Source organism: Streptomyces ortus (genome assembly GCF_026341275.1).
Classification (GTDB): Bacteria; Actinomycetota; Actinomycetes; order Streptomycetales; family Streptomycetaceae; genus Streptomyces; species Streptomyces ortus.
This window is the reverse complement of the sequence record NZ_JAIFZO010000002.1, coordinates 5,609,733-5,623,285: the sequence shown is the minus strand read 5'-3', so window position 1 is coordinate 5,623,285 and position 13,553 is coordinate 5,609,733. Positions and strand designations below refer to the sequence as shown.

The following is a 13,553-nucleotide window of genomic DNA, read 5'->3' as shown; positions in this document are numbered from 1 at the left end:
GCCCACCACCTCTACGCGTCGCGAGCCGGACGGGACCGGGGTGCGACCGGCGTGGTCCCCCGGCGGGACGGGCCGGCGAGGAACTCCCGTAACTCCGGCATGAGTTCTCCGGCGTCAGGCATACCCGGCCCCGCGGCGGTGAAGTCGGCGAAGCCGGTGAATCCGTCGAAGTGGCGTCGCAGCGCGTTCTGTTCGGCGGCGGGGACGCCGTGGCGCCGCATGCCGACGTGGTTGAGGCCGCGCTGCCGGGCCGGGACGCCGTCCACGACGGTGAAGGGCAGGACGTCCCGTTCCACCTTCGTCATCGCGCCCACCATCGCCAGGCGCCCGATGCGCACCCACTGCACGACGCCGCTCCCCCCGCCGATCACGGCGTGGTCGCCGACCCGCACATGCCCGCCGAGAGCGCTGAGTTGGCTGACCACCACACCGTCGCCGAGCACGCAGTCGTGTCCGACGTGCGTGTTGCCCATGAGGAGGCAGTCGCTCCCGGTCCGGGTGGGTTCTCGGCCCGTGGAGCGGTGCACGGTCGCGCCCTCCCCGAGTACGGTGCCGGGGCCCAGCACGGCTCGGGTGGCCACGCGCGCGTCGAACCGCAGATCCTGCGGATCCCCGCCGACGACCGCGTGCACGCCGACGACCGCACCGGCGCCCAGGGTCGCCGAGCCGTGGACGACCGCGTGCGCCCGGACACGTACCCCGTCGCCCAGCTCGGCGCCCTCCTCGACCACGGCGAAGGGGCCGACCCGCACCCCGGCACCGAGTACCGCCCCGGGGGCCACACAGGCCGACGGATGGATGTGTACGGCGGGATCGTCGTCACCGCGCTGCTCAGCGTCCTGCCACATCCCCCCATCGTGACCACACCGAGGGCCGCGCGTGCGCTCCATTGCCTGATGCGGGACTGCCTGATGCGGGATTGCCTGGTGCGGGGCGATGGCACGGCCGTCGTGCGGACCCTCGAACGCGCCGAGGGCACCGTTCTCGCCCCGTGCGGCGGGTGGCCCACGGGTGCGAGGACGGTGCCCTCGGCGGAAGGAGCGAGATCTCGGTGGGAACCGGGATTCAGGAGGCGCGGACCTGGTCCGGGCCCTGCATCTTGCCCTGGCCCCGGCCTCCCGGCTTGCGCCTCGGCTCGCGGTCCGTCGAACCGTCGAGCACCCAGACCAGACCGGCGATCAGCGCGAACAGCCCGATCGGTGCCGCGACATAGAGCCCCAGCGTCTCGATGACGCTCAGCTTCTGCGCGGGGTCGTCGCCGTCGTCGCGCGTCAGCGCGAGCGCGGGGGACGACATCATCAGCATCATCAGCGTCGTACCGGCAGCCAGGGCGCCGGCTCGCAGGGCGTTCTTCTTGTCCACGGTGCAAACGTAGCGAACTCCTCCCGGGGCCGCGCGCCCGGGGGTGCCGTACGGGGTGCCGGGCGGGGTGCGGTACGGGTTCCCGGGCCTCACGCGGAGGGCCCGGGGGCGTCGCCGGACCCGCCGCGCAGCACGTCCATGAGGGCGTGCAGCCGGGGTGAGGCGGCCAGTTCCTCCAGGGTGACGGGGCGGCCCTCGGCGTCGGCGACGGGCAGGCGCCAGTTCGGGTACTGGTCCCAGGTGCCCGGCAGGTTCTGCGGGCGGCGGTCACCGACGGCGTCCGGGAGCCAGACCCCGACGAGACGGGCGGGGGTACGCAGCAGGAAGCGGTGCACGGCCTGGATCTCGGCCTCCTCCGACTGCTCCGAGACACCCCCGGCGGCCCCCTGCAACAGCCCGAGCCGGGCGAGCAGCGCCAGCCACTCCCCCACGTCCGCCGCCGCCTCGGCCCGCTCCTCGTCCACCGGGCGGGTCAACAGGCCCAGCCGGTCGCGGAGTTCGACGTGGTCGCCGGTGAGGCGGGAGGCGGTGGACGGCAGGTCGTGGGTGGTGGCGGTGGCGAGACAGTCGGCGCGCCAGCTCTCCGGGGGCAGCGGCAGGCCCGTACCGTCCCAGTCGCGTTCGAACCACAGGACGGAGGTGCCGAGCACGCCGTGCTCCTGGAGGGTCTCGCGCACACCCGGTTCCACCGTGCCGAGGTCCTCGCCGATCACCAGGGCGCCGGCCCGGGAGGCCTCCAGGGCGAGGATCGCGAGCATGGCCTCGGCGTCGTACCTGACGTACGTGCCCTCGGTGGCCGGGCGGCCCTGCGGGACCCACCAGAGGCGGAAGAGGCCCATGACGTGGTCGATGCGCAGGGCGCCCGCGTACCGGAAGAGGGCGCGCAGGAGGCGGCGGTACGGGGCGTAGCCGGACTCGGCGAGCCGGTCCGGGCGCCAGGGCGGCAGCCCCCAGTCCTGGCCCTGGACGCTGAACGCGTCCGGGGGCGCGCCGACCGACATGCCGGCCGCGAAGACTTCCTGCTGCGCCCAGGCGTCGGCGCCCCCGGGGTGCACCCCGACGGCGAGGTCGTGGACGAGCCCGACCGGCATCCCGGCGTCGCGGGCGCCGCGCTGGGCGGTGGCGAGCTGGGCGTCGGTCAGCCAGGCGAGCCTGCTGTGGAAGTCGACGCGGTCCATCAGCTCGGAGCGGGCGCGGGCGGTCTCGGCCGAGCGGGGGTCGCGCAGGCCCTGCGGCCAGCGCGTCCAGTCGGAGCCGTACACCTCCGCGAGGGCGTACCAGGTGGCGTGGTCCTCCAGCGCCTCGCCCTCCTCGGCGAGGAAGTCGCAGTAGGCGGCCCGGCGGCCGGGGCCGAGCGGCACCTTCCGCACCAGTTCGAGGGCTTCGCGCTTCAGCTCCCACACGGCGTCGCGGTCGATCAACGCGCCCTCGTCGAGCACGGATCCGCGCAGCTCGCGGGCGCGCGCCAGCAGCGCGAGCAGCCGTTCGCGGTCGTTCTCGTCGACGTACGCGAACTCGGGGATGTCCTCGACGCGCAGGTACACGGGGTCGGGGTAGCGGCGCGAGGAGGGCCGGTACGGGGAGGGGTCGGTGGGAGCGCCGGGCACGGCCGCGTGCATGGGGTTGACCTGGACGAAGCCGGCCCCGAGCGCGCGTCCCGCCCAGGCGGTCAGCTCGGTGAGGTCCCCGAGGTCGCCCATCCCCCAGGAGCGCCGGGAGAGCAGGGAGTAGACCTGCACGAGCAGCCCGTACGTACGTCCCTCGGGCGCGGGCAGCCTCGCCGGGGCGACGACGAGATGGGCCCGCGCGATACGCCCGTCGGGGGCGGTGGCGGTCAACTCGTGCACCCCCACCGGCAACCGCTCGACGGATTCCCGGACCTCCCCCTGCTCGGTCCGGACCCGCAACCGGGTCCCGACGGGCAGGGCGGCGAGGGCGGCTTCGAGCAAGGAGCCACCGGGCGGGCCGCCGCTCGGGGCGTCGCTCGGGGCGTCGGCCGACGCGGCAGTTCCCGGGTCGTCCTCGGCTGCGGCACCGCCCCCGCCCACGGCGGCTCCGGGGCCATGGTCGGCGGACGCGGACTCCGGACCGCTGTCGCTGTCGCTGTCGGCACCGGCGTCGCTGTCTGCCTCGGCATCACCGTCGGCGTCGGCTTCGTCTGCGTCTGCGTCCGCGTCCGCGTCGGTCCAGCACACCACCGTCGGCGGCAGCAGCCGTTCCCGGAGTTCCGTCTCGCGCGCCGCGAGGGAGCCGCGGACCGCGGCCGGCGTACCCGCGGCGACGCCCAGCGCGGTGAGCGCGGCGACGACCGCGGCGTCCGAGGCCGGGACCGTGCGGTCCGGGGACGGACTGTAGGACGTGGCGACGCCGTACAGCGCGGCGAGCCGGGAGAGCGGCATCAGACCCCCGACGGGTCCAGGCCGGCGGCGGCACCCAGGGGAGTCGGCTCACTCGTCAGGGGCGCGGCGTCGGCGAGCGGAGGTTCACTGGTGAGGGGCGCGGCGGCGGCCAGCGGCGGCTCGCTCGTGAGCGGTGCCTCGGCGCAGGAGCCCTCGGCGCCGGCGTTGAAGATGCAGTAGAGCGGGTGGGGGTCGGATCCGGGGTCGGCGGGCACGTCCGCCGGGCGTTTGGAGAGGGCCGAGAGCAGAAGCTGAGCCGATGCGGCCACGGGGGCCTCCTTGTTCGTCGTGCGGGCAGGGTCACGCGAGCCCCTACCCAACGCGCGGGCCCGCAGACGTACCGGCCGGGACATCGTGCTCCTGCTCACATTCTGTCCCGGACGACCCACATCACCAAAAGCACCCGTCCAACCACCCCAAGTAACCCTCACCCATAACCTCTCCCCAACTATTCACTCGCTACATATATTGAGTGCATACTGAGGCCCATGAGCACCCGCCACATCCTGCTGGGCCTGCTCGCAGGAGGGCCCAGCCACGGCTACGACCTCAAGCGACGCCACGACGAACGCTTCCCGCAGGCCCGCCCGCTGGCGTACGGGCAGGTCTACACGACGCTGCAGCGCCTGGTCCGCGACGGTCTCGCCGAGATCGACGGGACCGACTCGGACGGCGGTCCGGAGCGGACGCTGTACCGGTCCACCACCGAGGGCGCGAAGGAACTGGCCGGCTGGACGGCCGAGATCACCCCGCCCGCCCCCTTCGTGACGAACGAGATCTTCGCCAAGGTCGTCTGCGCGATCCTGGCGACGACCGCCCCCGCGTCCGCCCCGGATCCGGCGCCCACGGCCGACCCGGCCCGCTACCTCATCGCCCAGCGCGCCGCGCACATGACCCGGATGAGGGAGCTCACGGCCGTCAAGACCGCGCCGGGCGCCGACCTCGCGACGGTCCTCTCGGCCGACTACGCCCTCAACCACCTCGACGCCGATCTGCGCTGGATGACCACCACCGCGGCCCGGCTCACCACTCTGACCGCGGAGGTCGACCCGACATGAGCAGTACGCACGAGGCCGCGCCGATCCTGGCGGCCCGGGGCCTGACCAAGGCACACGGCGGGACCCGGGCGCTGCGCGGCGCCGCCGTCGACCTGTACGCGGGCGAGATCCTCGCCGTCACCGGCGCGAGCGGCAGCGGCAAATCCACGCTGCTGCACTGCCTCGCCGGGATCGTCCGGCCCGACGAGGGCTCGGTCGTCTACGCCGGGCAGCGCCTCGACCGGCTCCCGGAGGAACGGCTGAGCGAGCTGCGGCGTACGGAGTTCGGGGTGGTGTTCCAGTTCGGGCAGCTGATCCCCGAGCTGACGGCGCTCGACAACGTGGCGCTGCCCCTGCTCCTCGCGGGAGCCTCCCGCGAGACTTCCCGCAGAGCCTCCCGCGGCGCCGCCCACGAGCAGGCGGGCGCCTGGCTGGAGCGCTTCGGCGTACGCGGCCAGGAGGGGCTGCGGCCCGGCGAGATGAGCGGCGGCCAGGCTCAACGGGTGGCACTGGCACGAGCGTTGGTGACGGGGCCCAAGGTCGTCTTCGCCGACGAACCCACCGGCGCGCTCGACTCCCTGGCGAGCGAGCAGGTGATGACGGCCCTGACGCACACGGCCCGGGAGACCGGCACGGCCGTACTGCTGATCACGCACGACGCGCAGGTGGCGGCGTACGCGGACCGTGAGGTACGGCTGCGCGACGGGGCCGTCTCCGAGGACGCGACGGCCCTGGGGGCGACCCGATGACCGGGGATCTCGGACTGGCGTGGCTGCTGACACGGGGCTCGGACCGCCGGGAGTGGTGGCGGGTGACGCTCACGGCGGTGGGGGCGGCCCTGGCCACCGGCCTCGGGCTCGCGGCGGTCGCGGTCGCCTCGGTGGAGGGGCAGGTGTCCGCGTCGTACTTCCACGGCCTCCTGAACCAGCCTTCGCAGCGCGCCGGCGTGGTCGTGACGCTGCTGCTCCTGTGGGTGCCGGTGCTCGGCTTCCTCGGCCAGTGCGCGCGTATCGGCGCCGTGCACCGTGACCGCAGGCTGGCCGGGCTGCGCCTCGCCGGGGCGACACCGGGGCAGGTGCGGCGCGTCGCGGCCCTGGAGTCGGGCCTCGCCTGCCTCCTGGGGGCGTCGGTCGCCGCGGTGTTCTGCGCGCTGCTCACGGTGAGTCTGCTGCGGCAGGGGCTGCCGCCGGCGGCGTGGGCCGGCTTCGTGCTGGTGACGCTCGCCGTGCCGCTCCTCGCCGTGCTGGTGAGCGTGGTCGCGCTGCGCCGGGTCGTGGCCTCGCCGCTCGGCTGGGTGCGCCGCGTACGACGGCCGGAGCACGGCAGGCCCGCCACGCTCGCCCTGCTGGTACCGGCGGTGCTGGTGGGGCCGGCCACCTTGCTGATCGTGGTGCGGAACACCGGACCGGGGGCCACCCCGCTGCCCCTGCTGGTGTTCGCCGCGGTGGCGCTGACCGGCACGGGGGCGGTGGCGGTCGCCGGGCTCACCGCCCGCGCCGTCGGCGGGCGGCTCGCCGCGCGGACCGGCAGCCCCGCGGTCCTGCTCGCCGCCGAACGGCTCCGCAGCGACCCGTGGGCCACGGCGCGCACCCACGCCGCGGTGCTCCTGGTGGCCGTGGTGGGGGTCGGCTTCGTGGGCGTACGGCAGGTCTTCCTCGACGCCGTGCACCACCCACGGGAAGGTCTGCCGTACGAGGCCCACGACGTGGCGTTCTACACCACCGGCGTCGATCTGACGGGCGCGGCCGTCCTGCTGGCGCTGCTGATCAGCCTGGGCGGGCTCGCCGTGGGCACCGCCGAATCGCTCGCCACCCGGCGCCGGGGGCTGGCCGCGCAGGCCGCGGCGGGCGTACCGCACCGGGTGCTCGGCCGGGCGCTGCTCCTGGAGACCGCGCTGCCGCTGGCCCCGGCGATGCTGCTCGCGGCGGCCGGCGGCACGGCGGTCCACCTCGCGTACGCGAAGGCCGCGGACGCCGTCGTCGTGCCGGTGCTGGTCCCGCTGCTCGTGCCCGTGGCCGTGTACGGGGCATGTCTGCTCGCCGCCGCCACCTCCCTGCCGCTGCTGCGCCGCACGCTCCGCCCGGCGGAACTGCGCTTCACGTAGCGGCACCCGGGCGGCTCCGGGCCCCGGGGGGCGGGCCCGGAGCCGGCCGGGGCAAACCAAAGGCCCGGATCGTCAGGCGGAGATGCCGTCGATCCGGGCCATCGCGTCCTCCGCGCCGTACGGCTGCAGGTAGGGCAGCCAGCGCGGGTCCCGGTGCCCGGTGCCGATGATGCGCCACGCGAGCCCCGACGGCGGGGCGGGTTTGTGGCGCAGGCGCCAGCCGATCTCGACCAGGTGGCGGTCGGCCTTGGTGTGGTTGCAGCGGCGGCAGGACGCCACCACGTTGTCCCAGACGTGCTGACCCCCGCGGCTGCGCGGGATGACGTGGTCGACGCTGGTTGCGACGCCACCGCAGTACATGCACCGGCCGCCGTCCCGGGCGAACAGCGCCCGTCGGGTCAGCGGAACGGGCCCCCGGTAAGGGACCCGTACGAACCTCTTCAGCCGGACCACGCTGGGCGCGGGGACGGTGACGGTGGCGCTGTGCATGAAGGCGCCGGATTCCTCAAGAGAAACTGCCTTGTTCTCAAGGACCAGGACGAGTGCGCGGCGGAGCGGTACGACGCCGAGGGGCTCGTACGACGCGTTGAGGACCAGGACATGCGGCACGGACGGCCTCCTTGTACGCCGGCGGCGCGTGGCTCGCGCCGGGACGATCTGCAGTCAGTCTCCCCTCATGCCTGGTGGAAGCGCCACCATGTCCCGGTAACGGGCTGGGAGTGTTTTCGACCACATCTCCTTCATCCCCACGTGAGCACAGTCTCTCCCTCGAACATTGCAACGATCCGCACACGGTGCCCCGTTAGTGTGGTGTTTCCGCCCGTAGGCATTCCACCAAATGTCCCCTTGTCCCCTGCCACGGGCGGGCCGCTACGCCTGGAGGTACCTGCCGTGTTCTTGTCCGTCCTGTCGGTCGCCGATCCCACCGAGGAACCGACGTCACCGACGCTCCAGGACGCCCAGGAAGGCGCCACCAACGCCGCAAGCTGGGTGGAGCAGAACTGGTCCACCTGGCTCAGCATCGGACTGCGCGTCCTGCTCATCGTGATCATCGCGGTGGTGCTGAGAGTGGCCGTGCGGCGGACCATCACGAAGTTCATCGACCGGATGAACCGAACGGCCCAGGCCGTCGACGGCACGGCGCTCGGCGGCCTCCTGGTCAACGTCGAACGCCGGCGCCAGCGCTCCCAGGCCATCGGTTCGGTCCTCCGTTCGGTCGCGTCCTTCCTGATAGTGGGCACGGCGGCGCTGATGATCCTGGGCACGTTCCAGATCAACCTGGCGCCGCTGCTGGCCTCGGCGGGTGTGGCGGGTGTGGCGATCGGTTTCGGCGCCCGCAACCTCGTGACGGATTTCCTCTCCGGCGTTTTCATGATCCTGGAGGACCAGTACGGCGTAGGCGACACGGTCGACGCGGGGGTGGCGTCCGGCGAGGTCATCGAGGTGGGCCTGCGGGTCACCAAGCTCCGCGGCGACAACGGCGAGATCTGGTACGTCCGCAACGGCGAGGTCAAACGCATCGGCAACCTCTCCCAGGGCTGGGCCACGGCCGGCGTCGACGTCACGGTCCGCTCGGACGAGGACCTGGACCGCGTCCGCTCGGTGCTCGCCGAGGTCGGCGAGGCGATGAGCAAGGACGAGCCCTGGAACGAGCGGCTGTGGGGCCCGATAGAGGTCCTGGGCCTGGACAGCGTGATCCTGGACTCGATGGTCGTCCGCGTCAGCGCGAAGACCATGCCGGGCAAGGCCCTCTCCGTGGAGCGCGAACTGCGCTGGCGCATCAAGCAGGCCTTCGACCGTGCGGACATCAGCATCGTGGGCGGCCTCCCGGCCCCGGCGGAGGACTCCCCGCCCGCGGACCCGACGGCGGGCATGGCACCCCCCTCGGCCTACTCGAACACCGGCTCGGCCCAGTCCCAGGCGGCGTCCCCCCTGACACCTCCGGCGGTCGTTCCGTCGGGTGGGGCGAAGTAGGGGCGAGAGGTTTCTCATACGGGCTCATGCGCGTGCGGGGCGGTTCCGGAAGCACTCCGGAACCGCCCCGCACGTGGCGAACAGCCGCTCCATGCGTACGCGGTCGTCCGGGAAGCCGCACTACGACAACTGGTCGGCGGACCCGCCGTGATGCGGGCCCAGTCGGAGCACCTGCCGCAAGTGGCCCAGCTTCCGAACGTACGGCTCCGGGTACTGCCGTTCCGCACGGGCGGCCACCCCTGCATCACCGGCCCGTTCAACATCGTCTCGTTCGCGGAGACGGGAGCCGTGGACGTGGTCCCCGTGGACGCCATCGCTGCTGCGGTGTGGGTGGAGAACCCGGCCGAGAACGGCACGTACAGCGACTTCTTCGACCGCACGGCCCGCCTCAAGGACCCCGACGGCCCGAAACTCCGCCTCTCCCCCACAGCGTGGGCGGAGTTCACCGCCGCACGGGGCCTCGACGGCCGCCGCAACGGTTCAGCGCGTTCGTTCGAGTGACGCCGGCGGCATCCTCAAGTCGTGCACGGCCGCCTGCCCCATGGTTCTGCCGAGGCAGCCGGCCTCCGCCGTATTGACGGCCGAGCACCGCCCCGAGATGATCCGAGAGCGCTCTCTGACGTGGACACGATCAGGAGGACCCATCTGATGCCTCCCCTCCGCCGTCGGCTCGCCCGGCTGATTCCGCTCGGGCTCGCGGCCACCCTCCTCCTCGCTCTCGGGCAGGCCGCGACCGCCGCCGGGCCCGCCGGGGCCGTCTCCGCGGGAGGCGTCGCGGCGACCGCCGACGCGCCCGCGTCCGTCCGGGGCCGCACCACCCTCGGCGGCGCCGACCCCAGCGTCATCAAGGTCGGTGACCTCTACGTCGCCGCCAAGTCCGTGGACGGCGGGATCGCCGTGCGGACGGCGGCCACCCTGGAGGGGATCGCGAGCGCGCCCAAGCAGCAGGTGTGGCGGGACACCGGCGGGCTCGGTGAGGTCTGGGCGCCCGAGATCGTCCACCACGACGGCGCCTACCGCATCTACTTCGCCGCCGGCACCGGCGCCGCCCACCGGATGTACCACATCAGCTCGGCCAGCCCGGCCACCGGCTACTCCGCCGCCACCAAGGTCGCCCTGCCCGGCGACAAGTGGGCCATCGACGGAGCCCCCTTCACCTTCAACGGCCAACGCTGGTTCGTGTGGTCCGGCTGGGCCGGTGACACCAACGTCGAGCAGAACCTGTACGTCGCCCGGATGAGCGGCCCCACCACCTCCACCGGCGACCGGTACGTCATCTCGCAGCCGCGTGAGTCGTGGGAGCGGATCGTCGGCAACCCGTACATCAACGAGGCGCCCCAGCCGATCGTGGACCCCAACGGGCAGCTGCACATCGCGTACTCCGCCAACGGCAGCTGGAGCGACCAGTACTGCATCGCCGACCTGCGCCTGCGGGCCGGCGGCGACCCGACCTACGTGTGGGACTGGTACAAGAGCAACGGCTGCCTCTTCGGCTCGCACGCCGCGACCATGATGCCGGGCTGGGACCCCACGCTGTACGTCGACGGCCCCGGCCACCACACGTTCGTCCTGCCGCGCGGCGACGCCACCGCCGGACCGCCGTCGGGCAACCGCTTCCCGACGATGTTCCACGCGGTCGCGAAGGGCACGCCGTACTCGTGGTCCAACCGCTACTGGTACACGGGCACGGCCGTCTGGTGGGGCAGCACCACCTACAGCCGCGCCAACGTCCCCGGCTCCCCCACCAACACCGGGTTCAGCCTCAAGTTCTTCGAGTGAGCCGCCACGGACGCCCTCGCACCGCCCTCGCACCACCCGCCCCCGCAGGTAACGACTCCGTTGCCGCGGGGGCAACCTGTTGACGTCTCCCCCACCCCCGGCCTACCTTCCTCCCATCGATAGGAAACTTTCCTAACAGTGACTCCAGCGGTGATCCCAGGTGATCCCTCGGTGGACTTTCCGGTAATCACACTGGAAAGCTGGGCAGCCGAAAGGCAGGTGGCGACCGTCATGGCGGGAACGGCAGGAACATCCGGCACACCGGGTACCCCTCGCGTGCTGCGCGCCATGAACGACCGCGCCGCGCTCGACCTCCTGCTGGAGCACGGCCCGCTCTCCCGCACCCGGATCGGCAAGCTGACGGGTCTCTCGAAGCCGACCGCCTCCCAGCTGCTCGCCCGACTGGAGGCGGCAGGGCTCGTCGTCGTCACCGGGACGAGCGAAGGGCGCCCCGGGCCGAACGCCCAGCTGTACGCGGTGAATCCGTCCGCCGCGTACGCCGCCGGGCTCGACGTCACCCCCGAGCGCATCCTCGCCGCCGTCGCCGATGTGACCGGGCGGACGGTCGGCGAGTACGAACTGCCCACCCCCGGCCGCCGTGCCGCCCACACCGTCGTACGACAGGTCACCGACGCCCTCGACGGCGCGGTGAAGGCGGCGGGGCTGGTCCGGGCCGACGTCCAGCGGCTCGTCATCGGCACCCCCGGCGCCTTCGACCCCAACACGGGCCGCCTGCGCTACGCCTCCCACCTGCCCGGCTGGCACTCCCCCGCCCTGCTCGACGAGCTCGCCGCGGCGCTGCCGATGCCCGTCGAGTACGAGAACGACGTCAACCTCGCCGCCGTCGCCGAACAGCAGCTCGGCGCCGCCCGGGGCCACGACGACTTCGTCCTGCTGTGGAACGAGGGGGGCCTGGGCGCCGCCCTCGTCCTCGGCGGACGGCTGCACCGCGGCTGGACCGGCGGCGCGGGCGAGGTCGGCTTCCTGCCCGTACCCGGCGCGCCCCTGGTCCGGCACGTCACCAAGGCCAACAGCGGTGGTTACCAGGAACTGGCCGGTTCCCAGGCCATCCCGAAGCTCGCCCGCGAACTGGGCATCAAGCCCATCCCGTCGGGCCCGTACACCGAGGTCGCCGCCGCCCTCGTCGAGCAGGCCGCCGACGTCGACGCGGGCCCGCACCGGGAACTGCTGAAGACGTACGCAACCGGGCTCGCCACCGGTCTCGCCTCGCTCGTCTCCGTCCTCGACCCCGAACTCGTCGTGCTCAGCGGCGCCTCGCTCAGCAGGGGCGGCGAACCCCTGCGCGCGCTGGTGCAGGCCGAGCTGGAGGAGCTGGCCGCGTCCCGGCCGCGCCTCGTCGTCGGCGACGTCCATGAACAGCCCGTGCTGCGCGGCGCGCTGGAGAGCGCGCTCGCCGCCACCCGCGACGAGGTCTTCGACACCTCGGCCCACTGACCGACCCCCGACCGGCCCGACGCAGGGCCACCGCACACCCTCTTCCCGGCTCCGCCCTCTTCCCCGTCCAGCCCGCCCTGCTCATAGGGAGACCCCGTCATGCCCGGAATGCCCCGTAAAGCGGTGCTCGCCGCCGCGTCGATAGCCCTCCTCGCCACCGGCGGTACCGGCTGTACCGGCTCGTCCGGCTCCGGCGCCACGGACGATCCGAACGCGAAGACCACGATCACGTTCTGGCACGGGTGGAGCGCGCCCGCCGAGGTGAAGGCGATCCAGGAGAACATCGCCCGCTTCGAGAAGGCGCACCCCAACATCAAGGTGAAGGTCGTCGGCAACATCAACGACGACAAGCTCAACCAGGCCCTGCGCGCGGGCGGTTCGAACGGGCCCGACGTCGTCTCCTCGTTCACCACGTCCAACGTCGGCAAGTTCTGCTCGTCGGGCGCCTTCGCCGACCTCAAGCCGTTCATCGAGAAGTCGAAGCTCGACCTCGACGCGATCATCCCGAAGCCGATGCTGGAGTACACCGAGTTCGAGGGCACCCGGTGCGCGCTGCCGCTGCTCGGCGACGCGTACGGCCTCTACTACAACAAGGACGCCTTCGAGGCGGCCGGCATCAAGTCGCCCCCGAAGACCTGGACCGAGTTCGCCGAGGACGCGAAGAAGCTCACCAAGTCCAAGGGCGACTCCTACGCGCAGCTCGGCTTCATGCCGAACTTCCACGGCTACGAGACGGTGGTGGACCACTACATGTCGCAGTGGGACCACTCCTACTTCGACAAGAGCGGCAAGTCGAACATCGCCGAGGACCCGGCCTTCGCGGAGATGTTCACGTACCAGAAGAAGCTCGTCGGCGAACTCGGCGGGTTCCAGAAGCTGGAGAGGTACCGCAACACGTTCGGCGACGAGTGGGGCGCCAAGCACCCCTTCCAGACCGGCCAGGTCGCGATGCAGCTCGACGGCGAGTGGCGGCTGGGGATGGCGAAGGACGCGGGGGTGAAGTTCGAGATCGGCACCGCACCCATGCCCGTCGCCGACGACGAGGTGGACGAGTACGGCAAGGGGTTCCTGTCCGGCACGATCATGGGTATCGCGCCGCAGAGCGAGAAGCAGAACGCGGCCTGGGAACTGATGAAGTACATGACGACCGACACCGAGGCCGTCGTGTCGTTCGCCAACGCCATCCACAACGTGCCGTCCACGTTCGACGCGCTCAAGTCGCCCGACCTGAAGGTCGAGGGGGGCTTCAAGACCTTCGTGGAGATCGCCCGGCACCCGGGGTCGAACACCCCGCCGGCCTCCGTCAACGGCGCGACGTACCAGACGACTCTGCAGGACTTCGGCTACCAGTACGAGTCCGGGAAGGTGAAGGATCTCAAGGCCGGTCTGAAGAAGACCGCCGACCAGATCGACCGTGACATCGAGCAGGCGAAGTAGCGCCCC

The 13,553-nt window shown here is 72.6% G+C and carries 12 protein-coding genes and 1 pseudogene; 8 read left to right on the top strand and 5 right to left on the bottom strand.

Translation table 11 applies throughout. The annotated features are described in order from the left end of the window. Nucleotides 1-11: 11 nt before the first annotated feature. The 4 genes from lpxA to K3769_RS28210 all read right to left on the bottom strand — a co-directional run bounded on the left by lpxA (nucleotide 12) and on the right by K3769_RS28210 (nucleotide 4,030). Nucleotides 12-848, bottom strand: coding sequence for an acyl-ACP--UDP-N-acetylglucosamine O-acyltransferase (lpxA, locus tag K3769_RS28225; RefSeq protein WP_267029081.1), 837 nt, complete (start codon nucleotides 846-848; stop codon nucleotides 12-14). Nucleotides 849-1,065: 217 nt separating this feature from the next. Continuing rightward, nucleotides 1,066-1,362: a hypothetical protein gene (locus tag K3769_RS28220; protein ID WP_267029080.1), complete on the bottom strand. Its 297-nt coding sequence runs from the start codon at nucleotides 1,360-1,362 to the stop codon at nucleotides 1,066-1,068. An 89-nt stretch (nucleotides 1,363-1,451) separates the two neighbouring features. Continuing rightward, nucleotides 1,452-3,761, bottom strand: a complete 2,310-nt coding sequence (gene malQ, locus K3769_RS28215) for a 4-alpha-glucanotransferase (protein WP_267029079.1) — start codon at nucleotides 3,759-3,761, stop codon at nucleotides 1,452-1,454. Then, nucleotides 3,761-4,030: a hypothetical protein gene (locus tag K3769_RS28210; RefSeq protein ID WP_267029078.1), complete on the bottom strand. Its 270-nt coding sequence runs from the start codon at nucleotides 4,028-4,030 to the stop codon at nucleotides 3,761-3,763. Before K3769_RS28210 ends, malQ begins: the two co-directional genes overlap by 1 nt. Nucleotides 4,031-4,249: 219 nt before the next feature. On the opposite strand from K3769_RS28210, the gene K3769_RS28205 reads away from it, so the two are divergent. The 3 genes from K3769_RS28205 to K3769_RS28195 are packed head-to-tail and all read left to right on the top strand — an operon-like array spanning nucleotide 4,250 to nucleotide 6,902. Further along, nucleotides 4,250-4,819, top strand: coding sequence for a PadR family transcriptional regulator (locus K3769_RS28205; protein WP_267029077.1), 570 nt, complete (start codon nucleotides 4,250-4,252; stop codon nucleotides 4,817-4,819). Further along, nucleotides 4,816-5,547 (top strand): ABC transporter ATP-binding protein, encoded by a 732-nt coding sequence (locus K3769_RS28200; RefSeq protein WP_267029076.1) that lies wholly within the window; start codon nucleotides 4,816-4,818, stop codon nucleotides 5,545-5,547. Before K3769_RS28205 ends, K3769_RS28200 begins: the two co-directional genes overlap by 4 nt. Next, nucleotides 5,544-6,902: an ABC transporter permease family protein gene (locus K3769_RS28195; RefSeq protein WP_267029075.1), complete on the top strand. Its 1,359-nt coding sequence runs from the start codon at nucleotides 5,544-5,546 to the stop codon at nucleotides 6,900-6,902. Before K3769_RS28200 ends, K3769_RS28195 begins: the two co-directional genes overlap by 4 nt. A gap of 72 nt (nucleotides 6,903-6,974) precedes the next feature. On the opposite strand, the gene K3769_RS28190 is transcribed toward K3769_RS28195, so the two are convergent. Further along, entirely contained in the window at nucleotides 6,975-7,511 is a 537-nt protein-coding gene (locus K3769_RS28190; protein ID WP_107016193.1) for an HNH endonuclease, read from the bottom strand. A gap of 282 nt (nucleotides 7,512-7,793) precedes the next feature. Here K3769_RS28190 and K3769_RS28185 point away from each other — a divergent pair, with 282 nt between their 5' ends. From K3769_RS28185 to K3769_RS28165, 5 genes and pseudogenes are all read left to right on the top strand, one after another. Further along, complete coding sequence (locus K3769_RS28185; RefSeq protein WP_267029074.1) at nucleotides 7,794-8,876, top strand: mechanosensitive ion channel family protein; 1,083 nt, start codon at nucleotides 7,794-7,796, stop codon at nucleotides 8,874-8,876. A gap of 69 nt (nucleotides 8,877-8,945) precedes the next feature. Next, nucleotides 8,946-9,377 (top strand): annotated as a pseudogene (locus K3769_RS28180) (DUF397 domain-containing protein); the annotation flags it as partial. Between the two features lie 147 nt (nucleotides 9,378-9,524). Then, nucleotides 9,525-10,655, top strand: a complete 1,131-nt coding sequence (locus K3769_RS28175; RefSeq protein ID WP_267029073.1) for a glycoside hydrolase family 43 protein — start codon at nucleotides 9,525-9,527, stop codon at nucleotides 10,653-10,655. A gap of 231 nt (nucleotides 10,656-10,886) precedes the next feature. Beyond that, complete coding sequence (locus K3769_RS28170; protein WP_267029072.1) at nucleotides 10,887-12,110, top strand: ROK family transcriptional regulator; 1,224 nt, start codon at nucleotides 10,887-10,889, stop codon at nucleotides 12,108-12,110. A 108-nt stretch (nucleotides 12,111-12,218) separates the two neighbouring features. Continuing rightward, on the top strand, nucleotides 12,219-13,547 hold the full coding sequence (locus K3769_RS28165; RefSeq protein ID WP_372515176.1) for an ABC transporter substrate-binding protein: 1,329 nt from the start codon (nucleotides 12,219-12,221) through the stop codon (nucleotides 13,545-13,547). Nucleotides 13,548-13,553 lie beyond the last annotated feature (6 nt).